The sequence below is a fragment of the Paenibacillus faecalis genome (genome assembly GCF_900289175.1).
Lineage (GTDB): Bacteria > Bacillota > Bacilli > Paenibacillales > Paenibacillaceae > Paenibacillus_AQ > Paenibacillus_AQ faecalis.
In genome coordinates this window covers 1,137,014-1,156,830 of the sequence record NZ_LT985747.1, presented here as the reverse complement: position 1 = coordinate 1,156,830, position 19,817 = coordinate 1,137,014, and the positions used below count along the sequence as shown (strand labels likewise).

17 protein-coding genes are annotated in these 19,817 nt (G+C 43.7%); 11 read left to right on the top strand and 6 right to left on the bottom strand.

The window, feature by feature from the left end; translation table 11 throughout:
* Window positions 1–268: 268 nt before the first annotated feature.
* On the bottom strand, window positions 269–2,221 hold the full coding sequence (locus tag C8268_RS05620; RefSeq protein WP_106766770.1) for an ABC-F family ATP-binding cassette domain-containing protein: 1,953 nt from the start codon (window positions 2,219–2,221) through the stop codon (window positions 269–271).
* A 185-nt stretch (window positions 2,222–2,406) separates the two neighbouring features.
* Between C8268_RS05620 and C8268_RS05615 the strand changes: the two genes are divergently transcribed.
* The 5 genes from C8268_RS05615 (at window position 2,407) to tatC (ending at window position 5,334) form a co-directional block, all read left to right on the top strand.
* Window positions 2,407–3,015, top strand: coding sequence for a 5-formyltetrahydrofolate cyclo-ligase (locus tag C8268_RS05615; RefSeq protein ID WP_234032678.1), 609 nt, complete (start codon window positions 2,407–2,409; stop codon window positions 3,013–3,015).
* Window positions 3,016–3,029: 14 nt separating this feature from the next.
* Window positions 3,030–3,506 (top strand): cyclic pyranopterin monophosphate synthase MoaC, encoded by a 477-nt coding sequence (moaC, locus tag C8268_RS05610; protein WP_106766768.1) that lies wholly within the window; start codon window positions 3,030–3,032, stop codon window positions 3,504–3,506.
* 58 nt (window positions 3,507–3,564) lie between these two features.
* The gene (locus C8268_RS05605) at window positions 3,565–4,056 is read left to right on the top strand and encodes a MogA/MoaB family molybdenum cofactor biosynthesis protein (protein WP_106766767.1); all 492 of its coding nucleotides are present in this window, start codon (window positions 3,565–3,567) and stop codon (window positions 4,054–4,056) included.
* A 134-nt stretch (window positions 4,057–4,190) separates the two neighbouring features.
* Window positions 4,191–4,421, top strand: coding sequence for a twin-arginine translocase TatA/TatE family subunit (locus C8268_RS05600; RefSeq protein WP_106766766.1), 231 nt, complete (start codon window positions 4,191–4,193; stop codon window positions 4,419–4,421).
* A gap of 142 nt (window positions 4,422–4,563) precedes the next feature.
* A complete protein-coding gene (gene tatC, locus C8268_RS05595; RefSeq protein WP_106766765.1) occupies window positions 4,564–5,334 on the top strand; it encodes a twin-arginine translocase subunit TatC in 771 nt (256 codons plus the stop codon).
* A gap of 137 nt (window positions 5,335–5,471) precedes the next feature.
* Here tatC and C8268_RS05590 read toward each other — a convergent pair whose 3' ends face one another.
* Together C8268_RS05590 and C8268_RS05585 are read right to left on the bottom strand one after the other, a co-directional pair.
* Complete coding sequence (locus C8268_RS05590; protein ID WP_106766764.1) at window positions 5,472–6,281, bottom strand: WYL domain-containing protein; 810 nt, start codon at window positions 6,279–6,281, stop codon at window positions 5,472–5,474.
* Complete coding sequence (locus C8268_RS05585; RefSeq protein ID WP_106766763.1) at window positions 6,262–7,581, bottom strand: helix-turn-helix transcriptional regulator; 1,320 nt, start codon at window positions 7,579–7,581, stop codon at window positions 6,262–6,264. Before C8268_RS05585 ends, C8268_RS05590 begins: the two co-directional genes overlap by 20 nt.
* A 469-nt stretch (window positions 7,582–8,050) precedes the next feature.
* Here C8268_RS05585 and C8268_RS05580 point away from each other — a divergent pair, with 469 nt between their 5' ends.
* The 6 genes from C8268_RS05580 to C8268_RS05550 all read left to right on the top strand — a co-directional run bounded on the left by C8268_RS05580 (window position 8,051) and on the right by C8268_RS05550 (window position 17,106).
* Window positions 8,051–8,869: a nucleotidyltransferase domain-containing protein gene (locus C8268_RS05580; protein WP_106766762.1), complete on the top strand. Its 819-nt coding sequence runs from the start codon at window positions 8,051–8,053 to the stop codon at window positions 8,867–8,869.
* Between the two features lie 16 nt (window positions 8,870–8,885).
* Window positions 8,886–10,148, top strand: a complete 1,263-nt coding sequence (locus C8268_RS05575; RefSeq protein ID WP_106766761.1) for a class I SAM-dependent methyltransferase — start codon at window positions 8,886–8,888, stop codon at window positions 10,146–10,148.
* A 3-nt stretch (window positions 10,149–10,151) separates the two neighbouring features.
* The gene (locus C8268_RS05570; protein ID WP_106766760.1) at window positions 10,152–12,767 is read left to right on the top strand and encodes an AAA family ATPase; all 2,616 of its coding nucleotides are present in this window, start codon (window positions 10,152–10,154) and stop codon (window positions 12,765–12,767) included.
* Between the two features lie 484 nt (window positions 12,768–13,251).
* Window positions 13,252–13,533: a co-chaperone GroES gene (gene groES / locus C8268_RS05560; RefSeq protein WP_106766758.1), complete on the top strand. Its 282-nt coding sequence runs from the start codon at window positions 13,252–13,254 to the stop codon at window positions 13,531–13,533.
* A 61-nt stretch (window positions 13,534–13,594) separates the two neighbouring features.
* Window positions 13,595–15,223, top strand: coding sequence for a chaperonin GroEL (gene groL, locus C8268_RS05555; protein ID WP_106766757.1), 1,629 nt, complete (start codon window positions 13,595–13,597; stop codon window positions 15,221–15,223).
* Window positions 15,224–15,621: 398 nt separating this feature from the next.
* Window positions 15,622–17,106, top strand: coding sequence for a hypothetical protein (locus C8268_RS05550; RefSeq protein ID WP_106766756.1), 1,485 nt, complete (start codon window positions 15,622–15,624; stop codon window positions 17,104–17,106).
* A gap of 145 nt (window positions 17,107–17,251) precedes the next feature.
* Here the strand turns inward: C8268_RS05550 and C8268_RS05545 are convergent, their stop codons facing one another.
* The 3 genes from C8268_RS05545 to C8268_RS05535 form a co-directional block, all read right to left on the bottom strand.
* The gene (locus C8268_RS05545; protein WP_158702684.1) at window positions 17,252–17,866 is read right to left on the bottom strand and encodes a CPBP family intramembrane glutamic endopeptidase; all 615 of its coding nucleotides are present in this window, start codon (window positions 17,864–17,866) and stop codon (window positions 17,252–17,254) included.
* A 408-nt stretch (window positions 17,867–18,274) separates the two neighbouring features.
* The gene (locus C8268_RS05540; protein WP_106766754.1) at window positions 18,275–18,991 is read right to left on the bottom strand and encodes a stalk domain-containing protein; all 717 of its coding nucleotides are present in this window, start codon (window positions 18,989–18,991) and stop codon (window positions 18,275–18,277) included.
* A gap of 235 nt (window positions 18,992–19,226) precedes the next feature.
* A complete protein-coding gene (locus tag C8268_RS05535; RefSeq protein WP_106766753.1) occupies window positions 19,227–19,763 on the bottom strand; it encodes a hypothetical protein in 537 nt (178 codons plus the stop codon).
* Between the last annotated feature and the right edge of the window lie 54 nt (window positions 19,764–19,817).

The window sequence follows — 19,817 nt, the reverse complement described above, 5'->3', positions numbered from 1 at the left end:
AGACGAGTCGTTGAAGTTGTGGATAATGTGGATAAGTTAGTGGATAAACCTGGGGGTCTCGCGTGAAAAGCTAGTTTAAAAGTAAAAAAGGCATTGAAGAGGTCATTTTCAAGCCTGACTTATGCACGGAAACTGGGGATAAGCTTGTGGATAAGAAAAATAAGGAGATTTTCAAACATATCTATGAATTTTTTTGAAATATAATAAAACGCCGTCCTTTATCAAGGACGGCAAAGTTTTTTCTCCGATTTTTATAAATGAAATGAGACTAATGTTCCAGCAAAGCTTCCCACTCTGTGAAAACTTCTTCCAGCAAAGTCTTTTTAGTATCAACAGCTTGTTGGCGTTCTTGCAGAGCAATGTAGTCTTGATATATTTCGGGAAGCGTCATCTCTTCCTCCAGTTCAGCAATTTCGGTCTCCAGTGCATGAATTTGCTCTTCCAGGCTGGCCAGCTTACGCTGCCGGTTTCTTTCTTCACGCTTTGCCTGTTTATCAGCTTCGAAGGAAGCGGCCCCTGATTTTTCAGTTGAAACTTCTGCAGTGCTCTCCTGTCTGGCTGCTGTACGGTTAAATGGATCGGATGGCTCTTGGTTCATTTCTTCGAGCTCCTGCTTTTTATCTGTGTAGTCATCATAATTACCCAGGAAATGTTGAATGCCGTCTGGATGCAGCTCGATGATACGTTCAGCCATTTTGTTCAGAAAGTAACGGTCGTGAGAAATGAAGAATAGCGTTCCTTCGTAATCCAACAATGCAGACTCCAGCACTTCCTTGCTAAACAAATCCAGGTGGTTGGTCGGCTCGTCCAGAATGAGCATGTTGGCTTCGAGCAGCATTAGCTTGGCAAGAGCTACGCGTGCTTTTTCACCGCCGCTTAGTGCGCTTATTTTCTTTAGAACATCTTCACCGCTGAACAAAAAGTTGCCAAGAACGGTTCGGATTCGCGCCTCCTCCATATGAGGGTATGTGCCCCATAGCTCTTCCAATACGGTGTTTTTCGGGTTGAGCTCGGACTGCTCCTGATCGTAATAACCGATCTTGACCTTGGTTCCCCACTGCACGGTTCCTGAAGCGGGCTTCATATTGTCGATTAGGCATTTGAGGAGCGTGGACTTGCCGATTCCGTTCGGCCCGATCAGGGCGACGGTTTCTCCTCTCCGCAGATCGAAGGATACATTGCGGAACAACGCTTCTCCGGGCTGAAAAGCAGCGGAAAGGTTTCTAACCTGAAGGACCTCTTTACCGGACATGTACTCGATCTCGAAGGAAAAATGAGCTTTTTTCAAATCGCCCATCGGCTTGTCCAATCGATCCATTCGTTCGAGAGCTTTGCGCCTGCTCTGTGCACGCTTTGTCGTGGAAGCACGTACGAGGTTGCGCTGGATAAAGGTCTCCATCCGTGCAATTTCTTCTTGCTGCTTCTCATATTGCTTCAGCTGAGACTCATATTCGGCTGCTTTGAGTTCAATATATTTGCTGTAATTTCCGGTATAACGTTTTGACTGATGACGCTCAATCTCAACAATCGTTGTCACAAGACGATCGAGAAAATAACGGTCGTGGGATACAACAAGCAGAGCTCCGGAATAGCCGCGCAGGTAGTCCTCAAGCCAGGTGAGTGTTTCAATATCGAGATGGTTTGTAGGCTCATCCAGCAGGAGCAGGTCAGGAGCTTGAAGCAGCATCCGTGCCAGCGCCAGACGTGTTTTCTGTCCGCCGCTTAAAGTGGCGATCGATGTATCCGGTGAGAAATCTCCGAAGCCCATGCCATGAAGAATGCTGCGAATCCGCGTTTCTATCTCATAGCCTCCATGGTCTTTGAACCAGTCAGAACGAACGGCATATCGATCAAGCAGTTCCTGATATCGTTTCGGATCTTCACTGGAGGCGGGATCAGCGATTTGCTGTTCCATTTGGCGAAGCTCCCGCTCCGTTTCAATGAGCGGTGTGAATACGTCCAGCATTTCCTCCCATATCGTACGCTCTGACTGTAAACCGCTGTTTTGTGCCAAATAACCAATAGTTGTTTCTTTGGCTTTAAATATTTGACCTTCATCATAAGATATTTCCCCGGCCAAGATCTGAAGCAATGTCGATTTGCCAGCGCCGTTTACACCAACAAGTCCGATTCGATCGCGCTCAAGAATTTGCAGATTGATGCCCTCAAGCACCGGGGTAACTCCAAACAATTTCGTAATGCCATTGGCTTGCAAAAGCATGTGAGTTAAAACCTCCATCTATATATAGTTCCAGATTCATCGGTAGAAATTAAAGAGGGATATAAGGTAAGTTTACATGAAAAATGGTAAACAATCGACTGAATCATCGGATTTCGCTATTCTTGGCGAAAGGAGGGAACAGTGGTAAACTAATCTTAATTATAAGCGTGAAGGGAAAGACCTGTGTGAACATTTCGGGCTCTAAAAAAGAACTTCGGGCACTTCAAGCTTCTCTTCGAGATTCGATCTCGGCTCATGATCGTGAACAATGGTCTGAGCGGGCTTGCCGTCATGCGTCAGATTTGCTTGTATCCTGTCAAGCGCGCAGTATGCTGGTATATGTTCCATTTCGTTCGGAGCTAGATACCCGGCCGCTGATTGCCTGGGCGTGGGAGCATGGGATCGATGTTATAGTGCCGAGAAGTCTTCGGGAAAATCGCATGATGGAGCTGTACCTGCTCCGCAGTTGGGACGAACTGATTCAAGGTGCTTATGGCATTCCTGAACCGGACCCTGAGCGTGCAGAGAAGTGTCCGGTGGATGCTGCTTTGGATGTGATATGGGTGCCGGGTTTGGCATTTGACCTAAAAGGTGGCAGGCTTGGTTACGGAGGCGGATATTTTGATCGTCTGCGGGATCGGGTGTTGTCGGGTGCTGCAACTGGAAACAAGCCTCCTTTATGGATCGGGCTATGTTATGAAACCCAGGTTATAGATTTTGTGCCTATGGAATGCCACGATCTGCGTCTGAACGGGCTTATAACTGAAAGTGGATACATAAAAACGGGATACTAGCGGAAGGTGATGGGATGGAGCTGAGTCATTTTAATGATCAGGGGAGAGCGAAGATGGTGGATGTAAGCGACAAGGACATAACATCCCGGACAGCTGCTGCACGAACAACTGTGAAGATGCATCCAGATACGCTCTGCCGCATTCAAGAAGGTGGGATACAAAAAGGCGACGTACTTGCGGTAGCGCAGGTAGCCGCAATCATGGCTGCGAAGAAAACATCTGAGTTCATTCCGATGTGTCATCCGCTTCCCGTAACAGGTATCGATGTGGAATTCGGCAATAATGGCCGGGATGAATTATATATTGAAGCAACTGTAAAGACAACAGGAAAGACCGGGGTTGAGATGGAGGCTCTGACCGCCGTTTCTGCCGCCGCGCTGACAATCTATGATATGTGTAAAGCCATACAAAAGGATATGGAAATCGGTCCGACGAAACTGCTCAGCAAAACGGGCGGAAAAAACGGCGATTACCTGTACGAAAGCAATTAAATTACGAAAGCAATTAAATGGGAAGAAGATTCGGCGTAGAGGGAAGGAGAGGGTTCTCATGTTGTGGAAAACGGCGATCCTGACGGCGAGTGATAAAGGCTCGCGAGGGGAACGTGAGGATACGAGCGCCCAGGTTATTCGGGAATTGATTGAAGAGGAATTGGGCGGAGAAATTATCGAATATCGTATTGTTCCTGATGAAGAAGATGAGATTATTGCTGCGTTGATCGAATTGACAGACTATTATCAAGTTGATTTGGTAATTACGACCGGGGGAACGGAACTGGCGATCAGGGATGTCACACCTGAGGCAACCATGCGGGTTATAGAGCGGGAAGTACCGGGCATTGCTGAAGCGATGCGGTCTACGGTGATGCAAAAGAATCGAAGTGCTATGCTGTTCCGTGGGGTATGCGGCATTCGCGGTCGAACGCTGGTTCTGAATTTGCCGGGATCGCCCAAAGGTGTTCATGAGAACCTTGCGGCTATTATGGATCAGCTGCCGGAGGCGCTGCTTATGGTGACGGGACAGTATCGGGAAGAATCATAAGCCTCTGTACCCCAACCCAGAGCAAATATGTAAAAAATATCGTGAATCGGCACTTTTTATGTGATTTTTGTTATGGTATGATGACGGTATACATGTTATTAGGGCTGATTTCATGCTATTAGGAGGAGAAAGCTATGGGTCCAATCGGGGTACCGGGGATTATTCTGCTCGTCATCTTGGCTCTGCTGCTGTTCGGACCGAACAAGCTCCCTGAACTGGGACGTGCTGTCGGCAGAACGTTCCGTGAGTTTAAGGATGGAGCACGCGAGATTATCGATGATGAGCCGGCTTCGAAGAAGAAGGAAGAAGCGCCGCAACCTGTTGTGGCACAGGCCAAGACGGAAGATCGACGTCTTCCGGAATAAAGAGCGGTTTCGTAAGTGAATCCCCTCCTGACGGAGGGATTTTGTTTTCGCACTTTTTTGGTTAGAAACGGATCTCTTTTACATATAAGGGTATATCCGTTTCTCTTGTGCTGCCCGGGATACAGATGAGGTGGTGTCTAGCATGTCGAAAAAAATGGAAGAGATGCCGCTTGTCGAGCATCTTGGCGAGCTTCGCAGGCGTATAATTATGGTGCTGATCGTGTTTGTATGCGGACTGATCATTGGCCTTTTCATCGCTGAACCGATTTATCAGTATTTGACGGGGACGGAGCAGGCCAAAGCCTATGCATTCCATGCTTTTTCTTTTTGGGATGGTATAGGGATTTATATGAAAATTGCGGCTATATTTTCGCTTGTCCTATCGATTCCGTTCATATTTTATCAGCTTTGGGCGTTTGTAAAGCCGGGACTGCGGAAGGACGAGCAGAAGGCGACGATTCGGTATGTGCCTTATGCCTTTATACTGTTCATTGTTGGTATAGTGTTTGGTTATTACGTCGTATTTCCGATGACGCTGTCCTTTACAACAAGCATTACAAAGAGCATGGGGCTTCAGGAGACTTACGGCATTACAAACTATTTAAACTTCATGTTAAATTTGATACTGCCGTTGGCTTTATTGTTCGAGCTTCCGCTGATTGTGATGTTCTTAACCAAAATTCGGATTTTAAACCCGCTGCGGTTGAAGAAAATGCGCCGAGTGGCTTATTTTGGACTTGTATTTGTCGCTGTGATCATTACACCGCCTGATTTTATTTCTGATTTTTTGGTGACGATCCCGCTGATTCTTTTATATGAACTCAGTGTGTATCTTTCGGCCATTGTGTTTCGCAAACAGCTGCAGGCCGATATGGAACTGGAAAGCCGATATGTACGCGTTGATGAACAGTGATGGTGAATTATTGTATGTTCCAAGCATAAACAGCTTCCGTTGCCTTAACAAGCAAAGCTTAGGTTTCGTGAAGAAAATAACCCGTTTAACAGTTACTTCGTTGCAGTGTCTGTTAAGCGGGTTATTTGTATTATAATTTACTCCTCTTCATATCTGGCGAGCGTCTTCATCGCTGATTCCTGCATACGCTTTTGCAGAACCTTGCCCTCTATGATTTTTACACGGAGACCTAGAAAGCGGATACGTGAAAGCAGGAAATCACGCTCATCCTCTGGATATTGGACAGTCACATGATATGTATCTGTGTCTTCATCGTAGCTCACCGTTTTTTCAAAACAGGAAAATGCGTATAGAATTCTGGACAGCTCTCTGTTAAATTTTCGGTTGATTTCAATGACAGCATGTTCTTTTCGGTTGTCCATCAGATTGGCTAACCGTCCTTTGATTTCCATCATGCGATCGGACGGGAGAGTCGTTTCCTGAACGTATAAAATATTAAATAGCTTAGTATACATCAGGCTTTTGCGCTTTGCACTGTACCAGATCAGTACCCAATCTCGTTTAACCATCGAATATTCAAGTTTGTAGGGGAAACCGGAATGATTGCTGCGCAGATCGCCAAGCTTCGTTTTGTAGGTCAGCCGAAAGCCCCGCTCCAACATGATCAGGCGGCGCAGTGTGCGAAGAAGCGGGTGGTAGATGCTGCGTTCATATCCTTTTGTTTTTTCAAGAATAATGTCTTGCACATCTGCGCTCGTATTTTCCAGGTGAAGTAGTTCCTTTAGGTGTTCCAGCGTACCCGGAGTAAAAGCATGAACGGCTTCGGAATGAGCCAGCATTGTTTTTAACCAGGATCGTTCTTGAGACGTTATGGCGATAGAGTCGCTTTCATCAAGCCGTGTCATAATCTGATAATTAAATATTTTCTCAAACAGATTCATCCGCATAATAAGCCACAATCTCCTTCCATTCTTTAATGAACTCCTGCCTTAGAGAGCGGGGCGTAAGCACCTCACAGCTGGAACCGAAGCTGCGGAGCCATGGTTTAATTTCGGTTGTGCCGTTCACTTGAATTTCGTACAAGAATGAATCCTCTGATTCCCATGTAATGGTTCCCCATTGTCCCTGTGCACGAACTCGTTCCAATACAAAGTTCACTTTGCTATTTTCGGGGTTGTAGAACCTGACAACGACCTGTACCGGATTGCCGGTATCCGTAACCCAGCTGTGCTCAAGCTCAGACAACGCGTTATGAAGTTTGCTCTGAAAAAACTCCTCTTGTACTTGTTCCCCTTCTTCGAGCTGTGTCAGCCCTTCCATGCGGAATTTCATCAGCCCCTGCCTTCGATTATGCCCGATTAGGTACCATCTGCCGTATTGGTGATCGTATATGATACGAAGCGGAAGTACGACTTCTCGCAGCCCCTTAGACTCCCGATGAAACAGCGGATTCGTGTTTTTAGAAGCGTATCTTGAAGTGCTTTTTGGTGATAAATAAAGAAACTTGAGCTTAGTCCGTTTTTGAATCGCTTGAAAAATGGTGTATAGATGGGCTTCGTCCAAGATACGGGAGTGGTAATGGTATTTATAAATGAACGTGCTCATGGCATTGTCGGTAAATCCGCGCTGCCGCAGCGCTCTTTTTAAATTGTCCCGAAGGATGTACCCCTGAACGGATGGAAGCTGTGTGTTTGACATGACATCAACGAAGTCATAAAGATCGACCAGTTCGTCGTCAGATAATCGGTTAATCAAATCCGTGGAAGCGCGGTAACGGAAAGGGCGTTCTCCATCCATCCTTACGATGACGCCGACTTCCTCCAAATATTTAAGGTCTCCACGAAGCGTCTTCTCATCAGGCAGCGTCTCTTCATAAGCCAGATGGCAGTCAAAACGTTCGAGCAATTCCTTCGCTGTAAGACTTTGGTGCTGTAGCTCGGTCAAGATCAGTGACAGCCTTGCACTTTCGGATGCCTTAAGTGATTTGCCGCGAAATAAAAAGAGAAGGAGCGGATCGGCTGACTCGTAATATGAGTAACGGAGCCCTTCCGACAAAGCGGTATTTTGCTCTGTAGAAAGTTCCGGCTGGAGCGTTTCAATCATCAATTTTAAATTTTTGAGCGTTTTATCGTAGGTATGCACCGATATGCCGAGTCGGTCGGCGAGCTGCTGGCGATTGTAGGCGCCACCGGCCAGTGCGAGAATGCGAAGGAACTGAATTTCTTTATCGAAGCTTTCTCTTGCCATGGTGTCCTCCTTAAGAACAAATTTCCATCGGACTTCTATTCATTATAAATGGTATGGCAAGGATGGTCTCTTCTTTAGGTTTCGGAAACTTATAAATTCTAAGGTGTCAAGAAACAATTGTATATTCAAAAGGAAGTCGGCTGTCACGCTTAACTGCAAAAGTGCATTAAAAAGGTGGTTTTTTCGATTTTGAGAGTAATTAACTGCAACAGTGCAGTTAACATTCAAACTTTTCGCCAATAAGCTTGTATCGGGCGGGAATAAATGTATTTTTGCAGGTAAATTGCCTAAAAGAGAAAATATGGCTCGTTTAAATGTACTTTTGCAGTTAAAAAAGTTATTTCACGCTTCAATGTTCAGATTGCCATACTTTCGCCCTGTTGAAAAACGGTCTAATCGAAGACAATGAGTATATTCCAAATGACCAGTCGATAACAGAAATAGAAAAAGGAAGGGGGAGAACTCCAAAATGAATGTAACAGAGGAAATGAAGTTATACATACAGCAAGAACTTGAACGCATCGAACGAGATGAGCAGGTCGTCATTTTGTATGCCTGTGAATCAGGAAGCAGGGCTTGGGGGTTCCCGTCCGAAGACAGCGATTACGATGTCCGGTTTATTTATGTCAGACCTGTGGAGTGGTATCTATCCATTTTCGATAAAAGAGATGTTATAGAACGACCGATTAGCGACGCTCTCGATATAAGCGGTTGGGACTTAAAGAAAGCGCTGGGTCTTTTCCGCAAGTCCAATCCATCGCTGCTTGAATGGCTTGAATCCCCGATCAGATATTTGGAGAGACACAGCATAGCCGGCCAAATTCGAAGCATTTCACCCCTGGCGTTCTCGCCTAAATCTTGCATGTACCACTATCTCAGCATGGCAAAAGGGAACTACCGCAAATACCTGCAAGGGGAGTTCGTTAAGATTAAGAAATATTTTTACGTGCTTCGCCCGCTGTTGGCCTGTCAATGGATTGAACAATATAACGAAATGCCGCCTATGGAATTTGAAAAGCTTGTGAATCGGCTTTTGGAGGCGGACAGCGAGCTTAAACGAACGATCGATACGTTGCTTATCCGCAAAAAATCGGGCCAGGAGATCGATTTCGAGCCAAGACTTCCTGTGCTCAATGATTTTATTGAGGAGCAGATCAGCGTTTATGAAGGGCGGGTCCGTGAAATACAGACACAGGAAACGCAGCTGGATGATCGATTGGATCATCTGTTCCGCACCGCTTTAGCGGAAGCATGGGGAAGAGAAAGACCATGGATATGTAAACATTAGAAGGGAGAGAGCAGCTTTGGCTATTGTACAGTTAACCTCAAGGAACCCGCAATTTTCATTTTTAATCAAAAAAAATCCCGAGTCGGGGATGCAGCTGCGCAGCCTCCGTCAAGGAATGGCTTACGGCTGGTATTCGGAACCGTCCGTTTTCAATGTGTACTTCAAGGATGCGGATAACGACATATCCTATAAGCAGCATCAGGGGGATAGCTTTGAATATTTGAACGTATCGAGATATAACACGCCGCTGTTTCCGCTGGCCGCTATCAGTGAATTTTTCTCGGCTCCCTTCAGGAAGCAGGACGAACGGGATGTGGACGGTTATGAGCATATTTTTTTCATCAATCTCATTCATATTGAAAAGCTTCATTACATTGAGTTTTTTCGGAAGCACCTCGATGGATACACGTTCACTCTCCGGCATGAGGCTCATAAAAGCTATGCATTAACGATTTCTACACGGAAAGGTCTGTATGATCTTTTGCATACGGTAAGCGTGTTAAGCCTGTTTCTGTCGATGTTTGGCAACGAGTATCTCGATACGTCGGATGCTGTGCTTGAAAAATATATCCGAAGCCTGAATGTGATCGATGCACCTTACTACATACGCAGCCTTTTTGTACGCAATTTCCTTAACAACCGCAAACGTTTCAAAAAATACAAGCATGAGCTTGAGCAAACCGAAAAGTACAGTATTGATTTTGCTTATGGGAATACGGCGATGCAACGCAGGAGCTATATTGCGAGCGTGCTTCCACTGAATAAGCCGATTTTGGATATCGGCTGCGGTGAAGGATTCTATGCCTTGTCTTTTGCCGGAAAAATGGATGACTCCTACTACGCTGTAGATGTGAACGAGGATGTACTTGCGGTTGTTGAACGCAAAGCAAGAGTCAAAGAGCTGGATAATCTGGTGACCTATCCATCCCTGTCGCATTTTCTGGAAACGTACAATGAAGAGATGGTGGATGTGATTTTGACGGAAGTGATTGAGCATATGCCGGTCGAGGAAGCTGCCGAGTTTATACAACAGATTGTGCATAAGGTTCAGTTTGAGAAGTTGGTCATTACGACACCAAATGCTGATTTTAACCGTTATTACGAGCTTGCCCGCTTTAGGCATGATGATCATCAATGGGAAATGGGGCAGGATGAGTTTCGGTCGTGGATTAGCGAAATACTGCAAAATCAAGCTGTCCAGTATGAATATGTGATGATAGGTGACGGGGTGGACGGCATGCATACGACACAAGGCGTAATTGTGATGAAGGGGGAGTAAGGCGTGAAAATTCATACCAAAATGCATACGATCTTTTTGCTGGTAGGACCGACAGAATGCGGAAAAACGACGTTTGCGAAAGAAGTTCTTATTCCAGCGTTGCAGTGGGAGTACCCGCAAAAAAATTATAAAAGCAATGTCCAGTATTTGTCTTCTGATGCAATCCGGCAGGAGCTGCTCGGGTACAGCTACGATAAATATGATCAAGTGATGTTGGAGGCAAGTTCACACGCGTTCCAGTTATTGTTCGAACGGCTGAAATTGACGACTTCTTTTCCGATTCAGGCTGATTTTGTTGTTGTGGATACGACGGCGTTGTCGGATGATTTTCGAAGCAAAGTGCTTCAGGTGGCACGTGATAATAACTACCGGGTGGAAGTGATCCTGTTTGATTATCGCAAACGGGCAGACTATTACGCCTCGGATCGCTCCAAGAAGCTGATTTCGACACATATTAGCCGATTGAAAAAAGAGGTTCTTCCTGTTCTCGCGCGTGAGGGATATGATGCGATTCATAAAGTGCGGGCCAAGGATTTTCTGGCTTCAGATGGAGCGCGCCTGAATCCTGTCTATGAAGTGATTGTAAACAATAAAGAGGAATATTTATCTTCCATTCTTCTTCAAGATGAAAAATATATTATCGTTGGGGATGTACATGAACGTGTCGATGCGCTGCAGGGCCTTTTGAAGAGCTATGGATATGAGCTGGTTGCAGGCAAGCTGGTTGTCACGGATAGGGTGCGGAACACTCGTATTATTTTGGCGGGGGATTGGATTGATAAAGGGAAGCGTACGAGGGAAATCATTGATTTTCTCTATATTAACCGTGAGCATTTCCTGCTTTTGACGGGGAATCATGAAAACTTCGTCTACAAGTATATGAGAGGGGAGATCAAGGGCGCTGATCCGGAGCTGCTGCGTAGTTATTTTGACTCAACGGAAACGCTTGGCGGGGATGAGATGTTGCTGCAGAGGTTTAATGAACTGGTTAGTCGCTCTAAGCCCTTCTATCGATGGATCGGCCAAGGCGGGCCATCTTACTATGTGACACATGCTCCTTGTCGGAATAAATATATCGGTAAACTGGATAGCCATTCCATGCGTCACCAGCGGTCATTTCGTCTGGATCGACAGGAGCTTGAGGTTACGATCGAGCAGCAGCTTTCTTTTCTTGAAGAGGAAGCTGTCACTAATCATCCATATCATATATTTGGGCATATCGCTGCGAAAAAACCGTTTCGGATCAAAAATAAAATTCATATCGATACCGGAAGTGTACATGGGCACATGCTGACCTCGGTTGTGATCGGACAGAGGCCGGTCTACAGAAGCTATAAATCGCCGCTTATGGATGCAGAACGGTCCATTCTTCAGGAGGAACTGCCTGAATTGTTTAAGAGATCAGAGCAGAACAAGATCAGCATTGAGGATCTGGATCATGAAGCGCTGCGAAGATTGGATTATTGCTCCAAACATAAGGTCAATTTTATTTCTGGAACGATGTCGCCAGCTGATAAGGATATGGAGGCGGGAGACCTGGAGTCACTAGCACGTGGACTTGATTATTACAAGGAGCAGGGGATATCTGAAGTCGTGCTGGAACCCAAATACATGGGATCGAGATGCAATATTTATCTCTACCGTGATATTGATCGCTGCTATGCTGTTAGTCGTAACGGTTACCAGATTCGCGGCGTGGATCTGTCAGCTATTTATGAACAGCTTCAGGTAAAGTTCGCATCCTATATGCGAACGGAAGGGCTTGAAATGATGCTGCTGGATGGGGAGCTGCTGCCGTGGAAGGCGCTTGGAGAAGGCTTGATCAGAAGGCAGTTTCAGCCCATTGCTCGTGCGCTTGAGACTGAGACACAGTTTTTGAAGGAAACGGGGTTTGAGAAGGCATTCGGTGAACTGCTGGCAGCTTATGATGCAAGCGGGTTTGAGAAAGAACAGTTCCAATTTTCCAAATCGTCATTGATAGAAAAACATGGCTCCAGTCATTATCAATCTTATAAAAATATGAGGGCTGCCCGGAGATCCTATATGCCGCTATCAGAACATGAGAAAGCATATGCAATGTATAAAAAGCAGTTGGACATTTATGCAGGTGACGCAGAGCTCAGTTACAAGCCGTTTGCTATATTGAAGGAGGTTTTGGAGAGCGGGGAGGAACGAATTCCGGATATGAAGACCTCGGAGATGTTTCGCTTTTTGAATGAGGATGGGCATTTGGCATTGGATTTAAATGCGACGGACAGCTATAAGCAAGCGGAGGATTTCTTCTCCAAACTGACGACGGAAAAGCGAATGGAAGGCGTTGTAATAAAGCCAGAAAAAGTACAGGCTCACGTTGTTCCATATTTGAAGGTGCGTAATCCGGAATATCTGTCGATTATTTACGGATATGATTACCGTTTTCCACACAAATACGCCAAGCTGTTGAAACAAAAAAGCATACACAAAAAGCTTCGTACTTCTATAACCGAGTATCAGTTGGGAAATCAGATGCTTGCTGTAAAATACGAAGATATTACCCCAAATCATGAGGAATACAAATCGATAGCAGTCCAGCTGATGTTTGAGATGGAAAAAGAGAAGGAGATTGATCCGAGGCTGTAAGGGGGTTACCGTGAATACGGTTGGGAGTTGCGGTACTGCTACTGCCTGCGGTGCTGCGGTGCGGTCATATATGACCGCCTGGGCCTGGCGCGTGTAAGCCGCCGCCTGTGTCTGCAAGCGGGAGTGCTTGCCTGACGGCGGCACGAGATACGGGCTTTGGCGGCTGCAGCAGCCCGAAGCGCGGTAGCTTCGTGAGATAGAGCTTTAGGGCGCCCACGGTGGCAAGATCGTATGACTGAGGCATGTTTTCTCCAAGCATATTTTGCCTATCTACGGATAGAATGGAAGAATGGGTTTGCTGAAGAACTAGGTAAAATACATTTTAAGGGAAAAAAAGAGTAAAAAATAAATGCAAAGGACTTGAAATCTTTAAGCAACTTGAGTATCATAAAATTGGTTGTTAGCACTGACGGCAGTCGAGTGCTAACGAATAAGGCTTTAATCCAAAAGCACGACAACATATTTTAAAGGAGGCTATTTTTTCATGATCAGACCTTTAGGTGAACGCGTATTGGTAGAACCGATCGAACAAGAAGAAACTACGGCATTCGGGATTGTACTTCCTGACTCTGCTAAGGAAAAGCCGCAAGAAGGTAAAGTAATCGCTGTAGGCAGCGGCTCCATTAAAGATGGCACTCGCGTACCTTTGGAAGTTAAAGAGGGCGACCGTGTTATTTTCTCTAAATACGCTGGCACGGAGATCAAATACGAAGGTAAAGAATATTTGATTATGAAAGAAAGCGACATCCACGCGATCTTAGGCTAATGAACGCCTGAATATATCTGTTTAAACATTCATTAATCCACTAGGGAGGTAATGTAATACCATGGCAAAAGACATTAAGTTCAGTGAAGATGCTCGCCGCGCAATGCTTCGTGGTGTAGATGCTTTGGCAAATGCAGTTAAAGTAACACTCGGACCGAAAGGCCGCAACGTGGTTCTTGAGAAGAAATTCGGAAGCCCGCTCATTACTAATGACGGTGTAACGATTGCTAAAGAAATCGAACTTGAAGATGCATTCGAAAACATGGGTGCTCAGCTCGTTAAAGAGGTAGCGACTAAGACTAACGATGTTGCCGGTGACGGTACGACAACCGCTACGGTTCTTGCTCAAGCAATGATCCGTGAAGGATTGAAAAACGTAACCGCTGGTGCAAATCCTATGAGCGTTCGCAGAGGTATGGACAAAGCGGTTAAGGCTGCTGTAGCCGAGCTTAAAAACATTGCGAAAGAAGTTAAAAACCATCAGGAAATCGCTCAAGTTGCTTCCGTTTCCGCTGACGATGAAGAAGTAGGTCAACTGATTGCAGAAGCTATGGATAAAGTTGGTAAAGACGGTGTTATTACCGTTGAAGAATCCCGCGGATTCCTGACTGAGCTGGAAGTTGTAGAAGGTATGCAGTTTGACCGTGGCTACATCTCTCCATACATGATTACAGATACGGATAAAATGGAAGCTGTCCTTGACGATCCATACATCCTGATTACCGATAAGAAAATAAGCAACACTCAAGAAATCCTTCCGATCCTTGAGAAAATCGTACAACAAAGCAAGCCACTCGTTCTGATCGCTGAAGATATCGAAGGCGAAGCTCAAGCGATGCTGATCGTGAACAAGCTGCGCGGAACATTCAACGCGGTTGCTGTAAAAGCACCTGGCTTTGGTGATCGCCGCAAAGCGATGCTGCAAGACATCGCTGCATTGACTGGTGGTCAAGTGATTACAGAAGAGCTTGGACTCGACCTGAAATCCGCTACGATCGATCAACTCGGTACTGCTCGTCAAGTTCGTGTTACGAAAGAGAACACGATCATCGTTGACGGTGCTGGTAAAAAAGAAGATATCGAAGCTCGTATTAAGCAAATCCGTAACCAACTGGAAGAAACAACTTCCGAATTCGATAAAGAGAAGCTGCAAGAGCGTCTGGCTAAATTGGCTGGCGGCGTAGCTGTTATCAAAGTTGGTGCGGCTACTGAAACTGAGCTGAAAGAGCGTAAACTGCGCATCGAAGATGCTCTGAACGCAACTCGCGCTGCGGTTGAAGAGGGTATGGTATCCGGTGGTGGTACTGCACTCGTGAACGTATACAATGCTGTTGCTGCTGTAAATGTAGAAGGTGACGAGAAGACTGGCGTGAACATCGTTATGCGTGCTCTGGAAGAGCCAATCCGCACGATTGCATCGAATGCGGGTCAAGAAGGTTCCGTCATCGTTGAGCGTCTGAAGAAAGAAGACATCGGCATCGGATACAATGCGGCTACCGATGAGTGGGTGAACATGTTCGAAGCAGGTATCGTTGACCCTGCGAAAGTAACTCGTTCCGCACTGCAAAACGCAGCTTCCGTAGCAGCGATGTTCTTGACTACTGAAGCGGTTATCGCTGACAAGCCAGAACCAGAAAAGCCAGCAGCACCTGATATGGGTGGCATGGGCGGAATGGGCGGCATGATGTAAGTTAAGGTCTACAAACCTTATAATACCGCTATTTAAAAGGCTCCCGAGAGGGAGCCTTTCTTACAATTGAGTATCAATATTTAATATATCTGCGAAATAAACCTTTATTTTTTCGGTTACACGCTTTCTATTAGGGAGTGTGTTTTTTTATGCTTTCAGTTAGGTAAAGCTATCAAGGTAGATTAATCTAGTGGGAAGACCATCGAACAATCTTTGCATTTTATAGATTTATAATACTAACCGATAAGCTTCAACTAACGGGCAGGATTACATAACCGATTATGGAATATAATTGTATATCAAATCAATTATGTGAGGAGGGAAAATTTGCGTTATAGAGCATTTTCATCTTGCAGCTTACTAAATTTGGTTGTAGTAAAATTTTGGGAGGTAAACTTATGCACGAGAGAAAGCTTGCTCCTTACAAGCACTACTTATGCGGCTTGTTGACGGTTTGCTTATTATTTTCAATGATACCGCTATTAAGCAGTTCGGCATATGCTGAAGCTCTGCCTACAGAGATCTCTGCTTCTACTTCCTCGCAGCAGCTAACGGATCAGAAGCTAACTTCAGCCGCAGAGCTCCTCGAATATGAGGCACAAATGGCATTTATGGCGGCACTGCACGCTTGGCCAGCTTTGGACAAGCTATGGCCAGACACTCAGTATCAATCTCGTCTTATACTCCTCACGAATGGCGAACAAACGTACGAGATAACCACGTCAGGCTATAAGCTAGTCGAACCGTCCAATCCGGGACTACCGTTAGAACTGTATTTTGACAGCCAGTATAAAGCACTGGATTGGAACGGCAAGAAGGCAGTTGCCATTTTTGTTGATAAAGATAAGCCCCTTCAGGATCGATTCGAGCCTCATACGAGTACGCCAATAAGCTTTATAATCGCTACACATGAAATGTTTCATTTCTACGATCAACCGTCATGGCCAATAGTACAAGATCCGAATAAAAACTATTCCCGTTCATCCATTTATCCAGCTGAAGTAAAACCACGAATCCAACGAGCAATGCTTTTTCAGGCCTTGTATCAAGCGTATACGGATCCAGAAGCAACCCCCATGCATCTCGGTCATGCTGCTTATTGGTATCAACAGTATAAACAAGACAATCCTACTGAATACGAAAATAGTCTGTATTACGATACTATAGAAGGTATAGCATCGTATATTGACAAAATGTCAGTGATGTACAATGCTCTCGAAGGTAGCGCATCAGCCCAGCAAATACGTGATTTTTTCACAAAGCAGTATCAAGATATTAATATGAATGGCTTTATTACCTTCGATCAAGAATCATACCTAATTGGGAGTTGGTCGGCGTTCTTGTTGGATGCATTGAACAAGGATTGGAAGGGGTTGATGACAGAGGGGCATACTCCGATTGAACAACTTCTGGAGGGTGTTACGCCGATACCTCAGCAAGCGGATGACAAGATTATAGCAGAACGTGAGGCAACGATTGCACAGTTTAATACGGATCTTGCCATTACGCTTGATCCGCTGAAAAAAGCGTTGGATGACCCCAATATACCACTCTTATTGATTCCACCAGATATTAAAAGAGGTGCGTTCGGCACAACAGGATTTATTACATTGAAAGGTTATGAGCCAGGCTATGTCATTATGAAAATGTCTACCCAATTCTCAACGAGTGCTGGAAAGTTAGAATTGAAAGAACGCTCGATGTTGAGAATGCTTACCTATAATGAGACCAAAAAAGGAGATTATCTTATTACACCGCTGCAAGCAGACGAGTATGTAAGAACAGATGGCACGCTTACGTTCGATAAGAACGGGTTGAAGGGTACTGTCTATGTTAAGCCATTTAAGTATAATGGGCGTGAAGCTTATATGGTGGCACCGTAGTACGGTCATCTTTGGCTATTTTCAAGTGAAGAGTAGCTTTGCCATTCTATTAGAACAGAGAGCCGAATGTATTCGACTCTCTGTTTCATATGTCCCGTTCTCCAAATTTCTGAAAAGCTGATCACTCATATAAGTCTCTGATACCTTAGTTATTGTATAGAAGCATTAATATGCTGCTTGAAGTTATATTAATTAAAATGTGGGCTATCATAACAGGAAGAATGCTGCCGTTACTTTTCTTCTCAAGAATATAACCAAATGTATATCCTAATAAGAAAGCATTTATTATTCTAACAATAATGTCAATATAAGATGCTGAGCCGTTTATTACGAAGTGAGGTAAAGCAAATATAGCTGCTTGAATAAGGTTTCCTTTTTTATATCCTAAGATAGAAAATAATTTTTTGGCAATAAACCCTCTAAAAAATATTTCCTCAGCAATCCCTGTTTTGAGACCGTAAATAATAATGGACAAAACAATGGAAATCCCTGTATATTCCAGACCTTCACTACTTCGTAAACTGTTCCCGGACTCTATTACAATGATATTTGCAGCTAAAGTAATAATATAAACTGTCACTATCATAATTATTACTTCAAGTGAATTGAACTTCTTAGGTTTAAAAATACCAATGGATTGGAAGAAGCCCTTAAAGCTTTTATTCCGAATGATATACCAGATAAAAGGAACGGATGAAAATAACAATATATTTGAAATCATACTTATTATTTCAGCACTTAAGCTATTTATATAATTCATACAATCCCCCATGTTTCAATAATGCTTTAACTATAAGTTTACCTTATTTTTCAGCCTAATGATGTGTTATATGGATGTAGTTTTGTACATTGTCATAATTTTGATGTGGAAAGGAGAATAGCAATAGAATCAAGAAAACATTTAGGATCGTGGTATCACATTAATGTTTTTGTAAACATTGCAATCGAAAAAAATTAAAAGACGATCAGAGACTTGTCATTGATATCAATAAACTTGAGAGGAATCCTGGTGCTATTAGTCGATCATTATTTTGTGATTTCTGAAAAATTGGCTAATCAAATAAAAGGAGACTGATCTAATTGCTTTGTGGGAAATAAAAATAACGCCCGAGAATTGGGCGTATATCTCATGTTTTTATTAAATTGTTCAGTTAAGGGATGAAGGCAATTAGAGAGTGATGGATCCAAAAATCGAATTGTCACTTGGGTTTCTGAAGGTGATCGAAGTGATGCTTGTGTTTTCCGGCAAGGTAATCAAAATTTGGACAGTTTTTGTCTCGCCATTCAACAAATTAATATGGTCGTATGAGGAAGCTGCACTTATTTTTTTGCCGCCAATCATAGCATGATCAAAAAAATCCAAGGCTCCCCAGGATGATCTGTCCTTCGGATCAGCTTTTAACGTCGCTTCAAATTGGATGAGAGCAAACTTGTTTCCTTTTTCGGCAATCATACCAGATGTTGCTTCGGATGCATAAGGGATAAAATCGGTATAGTTCACGCCTTTTATTGTTAAGGTCATATCATTTCTAGTAACTGTTTCATTGAGCTTGAGTTTGAGTGGTTTTGGTGGCTCTGGTTGTACGTTTTTTTGTGTTGTTGGTGTTTGTGATTTATTTGTTTTCAATTCGATTTTTTTAGACTTGTTATCGACTGAAGACACTTCGGCATCTAACATACTTGCAATCTCACGAACCGGAAGGTAGGTGGTGCCTTTATAAACAAGTGGATCTGATTTAAGTGTTTGTTGTTCTCCGTCAACGATAATTTTAAACTTGGATAATACAGCTTGGACCGTATCGGGGGCAGCAGCCACTACAGTTGCTGATCCAATCATCATGCCTACTATTAATGTTGCGACAGTTTTGACAAAAGATTTTTTCAAGGGTGAACACTCCTTTTTTGTTTTATTATACCATTTATTTAGGAGTATATTGGATTTTTAGTTTTAGAGGGGGGAAGTATGAAGGCTGTACAAACAGAAATACTATAAAAATATCGTCATCAATCCAAACACTAAAAATATGGAGCCTAAGCATATCGTAATTAATCCACCGAATTTAGCCCATTCAAGATAGGCATAGCTTGGTTCAGGATCCCATTAAAATAAGAATCTCAACTTATTTATAATTAACTGTTCTATCCATTGAATCTTTATTAATTCCAAACATACTAATTGGTTTGTAATTGTCATCATATATCATAAGATTATAATCCAAGTTATTAAGTAGCAGCTCAATCTCTTCATCTGATAATTCATTGTTCATAAACAGTGGTAATTCTATAGCGTACTTTCTTTCCCCATCAGGTTCGATAGGTTGAAGTTGAAAATAATCGGATTCTTCAACTTTAAGAATATTTGAGACTTCTTTTGGAAAAAGTAATTTGTAATATATTTTTGGTTTTGTGTTTAATAATTTTTGATAAAATTTCTCGTGAAATGTAAATGTCCAAGTATAAACTAGTTTATTATTTCCAGACTTTATATTAAATGAACTTACACTGAAGTTGGCAGGCACAAACCAAAGATTATTTTCGGTTCCAGCGGCTTCATCCAATTGACGATTAATATTTTCAAACGACATATCCTGATAATCATTGCTACAGCCAGCAAGAAACAAACAGAGAACTATAACAAATAGTCGTAATTTAGGCATGTCTATTCACATCCGATGTTTTACTTCTTTTTAGGAGTATATTGAATTTTTAGT